Source organism: Pseudomonas sp. Pseusp97 (genome assembly GCF_047304025.1).
In the GTDB taxonomy this organism is placed as follows: Bacteria; Pseudomonadota; Gammaproteobacteria; order Pseudomonadales; family Pseudomonadaceae; genus Pseudomonas.
In genome coordinates this window covers 1-282 of record NZ_JBGLYK010000530.1, presented here as the reverse complement: position 1 = coordinate 282, position 282 = coordinate 1, and the positions used below count along the sequence as shown (strand labels likewise).

The window sequence follows — 282 nt, the reverse complement described above, 5'->3', positions numbered from 1 at the left end:
TGGCCGCAGAGCGCCTCGACGGCGTGGGCCAGGCCGTCGAGCGCGTAGGCGGTGACCATCAGGCCGTTGAGCAGCAGCGCGTTGGCCGCCACCGTGGCGTCGCCCAGGCGCGTGCCCTGGACCGTGAGCAGGAAGAACACACCCTGCAGCGCCAGGCTGCGGATGAAGATGTCACGGTTGACCATCAGCAGCGGCCGCCAGCTGGCCCAGGCGCGCAGGCGCGACCAGTCCGGCTGGCCGGGGAAGCGCCGCAGCGAGCCGCGGGTCAGCGCCAGGCCCAGC

Annotated in this window: 1 pseudogene; it reads right to left on the bottom strand. The window is 73.8% G+C overall.

The annotated features are described in order from the left end of the window. Positions 1–282: pseudogene (locus ACCC94_RS30220) on the bottom strand (MATE family efflux transporter); the annotation flags it as partial.